The organism is Deltaproteobacteria bacterium (assembly GCA_016183175.1).
GTDB lineage: Bacteria > UBA10199 > UBA10199 > UBA10199 > SBBF01 > JACPFC01.
Genome location: JACPFC010000014.1, coordinates 24,497 through 30,923 on the forward strand (window position 1 = coordinate 24,497; position 6,427 = coordinate 30,923).

The 6,427-nt window shown below is 51.1% G+C and carries 9 protein-coding genes; 4 read left to right on the plus strand and 5 right to left on the minus strand.

Annotated elements, in window-relative coordinates; translation table 11 throughout:
- Window positions 1-163: 163 nt before the first annotated feature.
- From HYU99_01570 to HYU99_01580, 3 genes are all read right to left on the minus strand, one after another.
- Complete coding sequence (locus HYU99_01570; protein MBI2339042.1) at window positions 164-925, minus strand: hypothetical protein; 762 nt, start codon at window positions 923-925, stop codon at window positions 164-166.
- 376 nt (window positions 926-1,301) lie between these two features.
- Window positions 1,302-1,778 carry a nucleotidyltransferase gene (locus HYU99_01575; protein MBI2339043.1) on the minus strand — a complete coding sequence of 159 codons (477 nt, stop codon included), beginning with the start codon at window positions 1,776-1,778 and terminating at the stop codon, window positions 1,302-1,304.
- A 7-nt stretch (window positions 1,779-1,785) separates the two neighbouring features.
- Window positions 1,786-1,929 carry a hypothetical protein gene (locus tag HYU99_01580; GenBank protein ID MBI2339044.1) on the minus strand — a complete coding sequence of 48 codons (144 nt, stop codon included), beginning with the start codon at window positions 1,927-1,929 and terminating at the stop codon, window positions 1,786-1,788.
- Window positions 1,930-2,198: 269 nt separating this feature from the next.
- Between HYU99_01580 and HYU99_01585 the strand changes: the two genes are divergently transcribed.
- Both HYU99_01585 and HYU99_01590 read left to right on the plus strand, forming a co-directional pair.
- On the plus strand, window positions 2,199-2,603 hold the full coding sequence (locus HYU99_01585) for a hypothetical protein (GenBank protein ID MBI2339045.1): 405 nt from the start codon (window positions 2,199-2,201) through the stop codon (window positions 2,601-2,603).
- A gap of 14 nt (window positions 2,604-2,617) precedes the next feature.
- The gene (locus HYU99_01590) at window positions 2,618-4,570 is read left to right on the plus strand and encodes a C1 family peptidase (protein MBI2339046.1); all 1,953 of its coding nucleotides are present in this window, start codon (window positions 2,618-2,620) and stop codon (window positions 4,568-4,570) included.
- Here HYU99_01590 and gatC read toward each other — a convergent pair whose 3' ends face one another.
- Together gatC and HYU99_01600 are read right to left on the minus strand one after the other, a co-directional pair.
- On the minus strand, window positions 4,571-4,855 hold the full coding sequence (gene gatC / locus HYU99_01595; GenBank protein ID MBI2339047.1) for an Asp-tRNA(Asn)/Glu-tRNA(Gln) amidotransferase subunit GatC: 285 nt from the start codon (window positions 4,853-4,855) through the stop codon (window positions 4,571-4,573).
- A complete protein-coding gene (locus tag HYU99_01600) occupies window positions 4,852-5,151 on the minus strand; it encodes a zf-TFIIB domain-containing protein (GenBank protein ID MBI2339048.1) in 300 nt (99 codons plus the stop codon). Before HYU99_01600 ends, gatC begins: the two co-directional genes overlap by 4 nt.
- A gap of 98 nt (window positions 5,152-5,249) precedes the next feature.
- Between HYU99_01600 and HYU99_01605 the strand changes: the two genes are divergently transcribed.
- Together HYU99_01605 and HYU99_01610 are read left to right on the plus strand one after the other, a co-directional pair.
- Window positions 5,250-6,101, plus strand: a complete 852-nt coding sequence (locus tag HYU99_01605) for a prepilin peptidase (protein MBI2339049.1) — start codon at window positions 5,250-5,252, stop codon at window positions 6,099-6,101.
- A gap of 176 nt (window positions 6,102-6,277) precedes the next feature.
- Window positions 6,278-6,427, plus strand: a 150-nt coding sequence (locus HYU99_01610) for an XRE family transcriptional regulator (protein ID MBI2339050.1), incomplete at its 3' end; no start/stop codon positions are given.

A 6,427-nucleotide genomic window follows, 5' to 3' on the forward strand; every position in this document is an offset into this window, starting at 1 on the left:
TGACTGATAAACGAGGGGATCGCTCCTCAACAATCTGTGGGACTCACTTGTCATCGAGTCTAAAAAAAATCCCGTAAAATGTCCATGTTTTCCGGCAGGGTGTTCCAGCTTGCCCTGAGCGATCCGCCGCAGGCGGAGAGTCGAAGGGTTCACCTCGGGATTTTCACAGCGCGGCCACGACGTCTGCGGATTCAGCCGGGGCGCCCAACAGGGTCTTTTTAATTTCGGCGAGTTGGTCACCGCATTGCACCCTGTTTTTGGCCCGTCTTTTCTCTTCCGCCGGACCCCGGTCGTTGATGAGGGGGAGGGGTTCCAGATTCATCTGCTCGTAGTGGTCGATCATGTCCGCAAAGTGCCAGGCCATGCCGTCCTCAAAGAGAATGTCGTGGAATTTTTCGTTGGCCAGAGCCAAAGCCAGTTTTTCCGTGTCGATGGCATCCGGGTTTTGGTAGAGGCAGTGGGCAAATGCCGACTCCAGTTGGTGGAAGTGGGCTTTTTTAGCATCGTCGATTTGAGTGAGATACGCTTCCAGAATGTTCCTTTTTTCAACACCGCTGTTCATTTTATGATAGGCATCCATTCCCAGGCCCGCCAGAAGCGCCCCGACAACAGCCGCTCCTCCATACCATTTTGCTTCCTCAAGCAAGTAACCGAGCGCCCGTTCACCATTAAAGACCACGAAGAATTGTAAACCACGGAAAGTGGCCAAACCACCCCCCGTGGTGGCTCCACCCACCAGTGCCGCCAGCAAGGGAGATGTCGGTTTGTCCCCCTCGCGGATCGTGTAACGCAGATCGCCCAACAATTTTTCCTGCTCTTTTCCTCCCAATTTCGCAAAGCTGGGTATTTGGCTCACTTCATCGGCAAAACGTTTCACTTCGGGATTAAGGATCAGTTGGAATTCTTCCTCGGTCTCAGGAATCACAGGGGGATCAGAGATCTTGTGAAGGGAGATGGCACAAAATTCAATGGCTTTCCGGTTATTGAGGGCGATTTCTAAAAGCCGGTCGACCCCTTCGGCTTTTGTCAGGTCGATTTGAGATAAATTGTCCGTATTCTGCTTCCTTCGGATATCTTGCACAAACTCAATACAGTCGACGGGAGAAGGATTTCCGTCAGCCGGCGTTGGGTAAGGCAAAGAGAAAGGCAAAGTCATATGACCTCCGGGTAAAAAGTTGTTTTACTTGCTTAACTCTTGCCTTATCGGTTTGCGAGAAAAAAGGTTGCGTAAAAAAATTTTTTTGAAGGGCTGAAAGGGCTATCCTTCCATAATCAGTGGAGAAAATAATTTGAGTTGTTGTCTACTTCATTTTTTCCCGAATGACCTTGAGTTCCAAAACCGTCGCCAAATCTTTGGGGCGGCCCAACAGCTCTTTGGCCTTGATGAGATCGTCTACGGCAATGACCTTGACTTTTTTTCCGTAAAGGCTGATTTCGGCCGCCCTTTTTTTGATTTCTTCGAATGATCCGACATTGGTCACTTCGCCAAGGATATCCAATATCCCAAGGTCGGTTTGAACGTAAAGATTTTTCAGGCCGCGCAGATCTTCCGGGAATTCCAGAAAGGAAAGTTTTTTCTGCGTCATGCGATGTTTGGGGTGCAAAGGAGCCAGGCATTTTCTCAATTGATCGATATGTTCGGGAGTGAGGGAGACGCAGACATCAATGTCTTTCGTGACCTGTGAAGATCCGAAAAGAAGGGCGGCAAATCCTCCGATGAGGACAAAATCAATTTCGCCGTCCGTCAGTGTTTTAAGCAGACGATTCAGGTTGTCCATTCATTTTTCACGTGTTTTTCCGAATCTCGTTTGCCAGATTCAGGACTTCCTGATGCTGTTCCAGGCGTTTTTCACAGGTCAGGGAAAGATTATACTCCAGCAGGTTCAGATCGATGCCGTACTCCGCGGCCTCTTTTTCGGCTTGGGTCATTTTCCTTTCCATGCCGAAAAATATAGAGGATTTCAGGTGCCGTGAGAAGGGTTTTTTAGGGTGCGGCCACGAGGTCTGCGGATTCGTCCGGAGTGCCCTCTACTCATCGCAGACATCAAGGGCAAAGCGGAGGATCGACTCTCCGGCGGTGCCGGTGTAGAGGATGTCGTCCACCGGATCGATGGCCAGACTTGCCACCACGCCCGAAAATTAAAAAATGGAAATAAAGAGTTTGAAGGGGTATGATCGACAACCTTAAAGGAGGGTTTATGCGATACATCCCATTTTTGATTCTTGTCTTATTTGCCGCCCCGGTCCTGGCGCTGACGCCGATGCGCCCCGAGTCGTTGCCGTTTGACGTGAAGCTTGCCGGTCAGGCGCCGGCGCCGGCAGGAAGCGTGGCAAAAGTCTCCGCCCCTGTTCCCAGCGATGCCCTGTTGGAGCTGGGTGTTTCCGAGACGGAGCAGGTGATTGTCAATTTCTTTGTCTCGGATGACAACGGAATCATCAAAACGGAAAATTCATCCGCGAAGGAGATCATCATGTCCACGGGGGCCAAAACAAAGATCAACCAGACGATGAGCAAAAATTCGCTCCCCCCCGGCACCTATCTGGCCAACATCTTCGCCCAGTCGACGGGACAGACGGCAAGGATTGTTTTTACGGTAAAGTAGGTTTCGTTAGTTTTATGACAATCGCCCGAAACTCTTGTCTGGTTTTTTCTCTCCTTCTTTTTCTCTCCTGTTCCTCCGAGACGGTTGTCAAAACCAACACCCCCCTTTCGGAAGAGGATTTTACCGCCTACTCCGGGCTGATCGCCCCGTCCGCCGGGGATTATCTCAAGATGGAGGAGGCGAAGATGATCCGGAGTTTTGCCGACGCCTCCGAAACCGAATTCGCCCGCCTCCCGCCGTCGATCGATTTGTCGGCGGGACTTCCGCGCGTCGCCGATCAGGGAAAACAGAATTCCTGCGCCGGATGGGCGTTGTCGTTTGCCGTCAAATCGTTTCAGGAAAACCGCGAGCTGGGGTGGGGGTTGAACGAGGAACATCTCTTCAGCCCCTCGTTTATCTACAACCAGCTGAACGGGGGAAAGGACGAGGGGGTCGATCTGCTGGACGCCATGAATTTCATCGTCGAAAACGGGACGGTCCCTTATCGCCTGATGCCCTACCGGGAGGACGACATTGCAACACAGCCGGATGAAAGACTCAAAGAACTGGCGAAGGGTTTCAAGGGGCTGGGCTATCGGCGCATCGACGAAAAAAACATGGATCACATCAGGGCCTATCTGGCCGGTGGGGAGCCGGTCCTGCTTGTTTTGGAGATGTTTGAAAATTTTCTGCCGCGGGGAATGCGCGCCTCCGGAAATATTTACAAAGAAAAAAAAGGGGATTCTCTGGGGCATCATGCCCTCGTGGCGGTCGGGTACGACAACGCCAAAAATGCAATCAAGCTGATGAATTCCTGGGGAGCCCGCTGGGGGGAGAAGGGCTACGGGTGGCTCGATTATTCCTTTGCCCCGCAGGTGATTGAACAGGCCTTTGTTCTTTATGATCTTCCCACGCCCCTAAAGGCATTGGATCGATATTCCGTTTTGGTCGCGCAAATGCCCCAGGTTTCCCTGCCCCCTCCCGGCCATGAGATAAGCCGTGAAACGGATTTGGCCGGGAAAAAAACCGGGGAGGAATTAAAGGCAGGGGCGCCCGGTTTGGAAAGGGAGATGATTCTCCTTGTCCCGGATGAGTCGGGGATTGCCTATGGAAAAGACTGGCTCCGGCTGGCCTCGCCGATGGGCGAGGCAAAAGATTTTTTCTCGGAGAAGAAATCCCCCTTGTTTAAGGATATGGATATTGCCTTCGGGAATGTTCGAATTTTGGAGGATCTGCTGAACAAGGGCTTTGTGGGAAAGATGCAATTTTACCCTGATCCCTCTCTTCCGGTTTATACCAACGAAGGGGTCACCTTCGGCTCTTCAAAAGAGGATGTTCGCCGGATTTACGGCCCCCCCGATTTTGCCGATGGGACGGCGAATGAGGAGACCTGGTTTTTTCATGCCGTGGTGCAGAACTGGGGCGGGATCCGCCTCACCCAGCATGCGAGCCTTGTTTTTCATTATGATGCCGATGACAGGGTGAATTACCTGGCGCTGGAAAGCGCCTTCAAGAAGGTCAAGCTGGGAAAGGGTTTTGAGGAGGTGAAAGAAGGGGAACAGCAGAGGCTATCCGACGGCACCCTGATCAAATCGGATGACGGCCAAATCGAGTTTGTAGTTCCATCGCAATTTTCCGACATCAAAAAGTCGGTCTGGGAGGGGACCGGTTACGGTTATTTTATCACCAACCCCAATGATCCGTACGAATATTTGAACGTAAAGGTTTTTGAGGCGGCAGGGGAGGTCACGGATGAGTTGCTCACACAAAGGATCGCCGCCGATTTGAAGATTTTTGGCGCCTCGTCTGCCTCCCTTGTGACCCGCCGTTTTGCCGGCATTGACTGGAGGTATGTTTCTACGGACGGCGCCATTCGCTACTACGGGGCCAAAGGGAAAAATATCTACCAGCTCATCGTCGCCTCGCCGCAGGACCCGGCGAAGTCACCCTGGGCGGAATCGTTTTTGGAATCTTTTGTGATCAGGTGATTATCCGATCACCCGGGGGACGCGGAACATGTTTTGTTCCGCTGACGGGGCCTGTTCCAGAGCCTTGTCATGGACAGGAGATTGCCTTGCCTCATCTTCCCGGAAGACGTTGGTGACGGAGACGGCATGGGAGGTGGCCTCCACATTCTTGAGGTCGAGTTCGTTTAGCTTTTCGACGTACTTGAGGATATCGGCCATCTCGCGGGTAAAACGTTCCGTTTCCTTCTCGTCGAGGGACAATTTTGCCAGCTTGGCGATTTTTTTAACGTCATCTCGGGTAATCATTTAAATAAACTTGTCACGCCTTTCAAAAATCCACTCTCCGAACCGGCCAGTTTTTCCAGCTCTCCGTCGTCCAAAAACACCCCCTTGCAGGCGAAGCATTTGTCGATCGTCACTCCCTTGAAAAGAATCGGGTGGAGTTCCATGCCGCATTTGGGGCAGTGCATCCAGTGGAGCGTTTTCAGCCTGTCTTTTTCTTCCTGGGCCAGTTTGGCCATCCGCTCGGCGGCAAGGCGTTTTTTCTTTTCCGCTTCTTCCCGCGCAAAATATTCCTCTTCGGCGGTTGTGGGTTTGGTCATGGACAATCCTCCGTTTCGGGTAAAATCAGTAACACAGGCTGTTTAAAAGTGTCAATAATTTGAACTTTGAACTTTGCTATTTGTCATTGTACAGTCAGATGATGCCTTCTGAAAATTTTCTCCTCATCGAAGCCGCCCTGTTCGGCCTTGTCATCGGTTCCTTTCTCAATGTCTGCATCCACCGCTTGCCGCTTCAGAAATCGCTGGGGGGAAGGTCATTTTGTCCGGCCTGTGCGCATAAAATTCCCGGGTACGACAATATTCCGGTCTTGAGTTTTCTTGTCCTGCGCGGCCGTTGCCGGTTCTGCCGGGAGCCCATCAGCCTTCAATATCCTCTGGTGGAAATCATCGCCGGGGGCCTTTCGGTGTTGACACTGCTTCACGTCTCTTATGAACTCGACCGCTATTTTATCTGGTATCTTCTCTTTGTCGCCCCGTTGATCGTCTTGTCATTTATCGACCTGCACCATCGCATTTTGCCCGATGTTATCACACTGCCGGGGATTGCCGGCGGGATGGGGGCCATTCTCTATCTCAAATTTCCTTTCTGGAAAGAGGGGCTCGTCTATTCCGCAACCGGCATTGTCGTCGGAGGAGGGACCCTCTTTTTACTGGCTACGCTCTATACCCTCATCCGCAAACGGGAAGGGATGGGGGGTGGAGATATCAAACTCTGCGGAATGCTGGGGGCTTTTCTGGGGTGGAAGGGGATGGTTTTTATTTTTTTAATCAGCTCGGTTTTGGCCATTCTCTATGCCGTCGTGTCGCTGATTGTTCCCCGAACCAAAAATCGGAGTGATGAGGCGGGACCGATGATCATCCCTTATGGTCCCTTTTTGGCCATGGCCGCCTTGATCTTCTATTTTTATGGTTTGGAAATCACCTCCTTCTATTTTTCCCTTATAGGAATTCCCTCCAACCCCGTTTTTACCCCTCAAACCCCTTATTGATGTTAAATTAATATAGATTAAATATAATTTATATTAATTAAATAATAAATTTAAAAAAATTTAGAACAAATATCTTGACGTTTACCACAAAATTAGACATATATTAGATAATTGACTATTAATGGAGGGGCTTCGTTGTGAAAAACAATGTTCGGAAAATTCGTGAAGAGCTTTTGATGAGCAAGGCGGAACTGGGGCGCAAGGCGGGGCTTTCGGCGCTGACGATCGACCGCGTGGAATCGGGAATGGATTGCCGGATGGACACGAAGCGGAAAATCATGCTCGCGCTGGGGTTGAAGCTGTCCGACAAAGACAAGGTGTTTCCC

Excerpts from the sequence above, each read along its gene's own strand:
- gatC (MBI2339047.1), bottom strand. The coding sequence starts at position 4,855 with ATGATTACCCGAGATGACGTTAAAAAAATCGCCAAGCTGGCAAAATTG.
- HYU99_01580 (MBI2339044.1), bottom strand. The coding sequence starts at position 1,929 with ATGACCCAAGCCGAAAAAGAGGCCGCGGAGTACGGCATCGATCTGAAC.
- HYU99_01605 (MBI2339049.1), top strand. The coding sequence starts at position 5,250 with ATGATGCCTTCTGAAAATTTTCTCCTCATCGAAGCCGCCCTGTTCGGC.
- HYU99_01590 (MBI2339046.1), top strand. The coding sequence starts at position 2,618 with ATGACAATCGCCCGAAACTCTTGTCTGGTTTTTTCTCTCCTTCTTTTT.
- HYU99_01585 (MBI2339045.1), top strand. The coding sequence starts at position 2,199 with ATGCGATACATCCCATTTTTGATTCTTGTCTTATTTGCCGCCCCGGTC.
- HYU99_01575 (MBI2339043.1), bottom strand. The coding sequence starts at position 1,778 with ATGGACAACCTGAATCGTCTGCTTAAAACACTGACGGACGGCGAAATT.
- HYU99_01600 (MBI2339048.1), bottom strand. The coding sequence starts at position 5,151 with ATGACCAAACCCACAACCGCCGAAGAGGAATATTTTGCGCGGGAAGAA.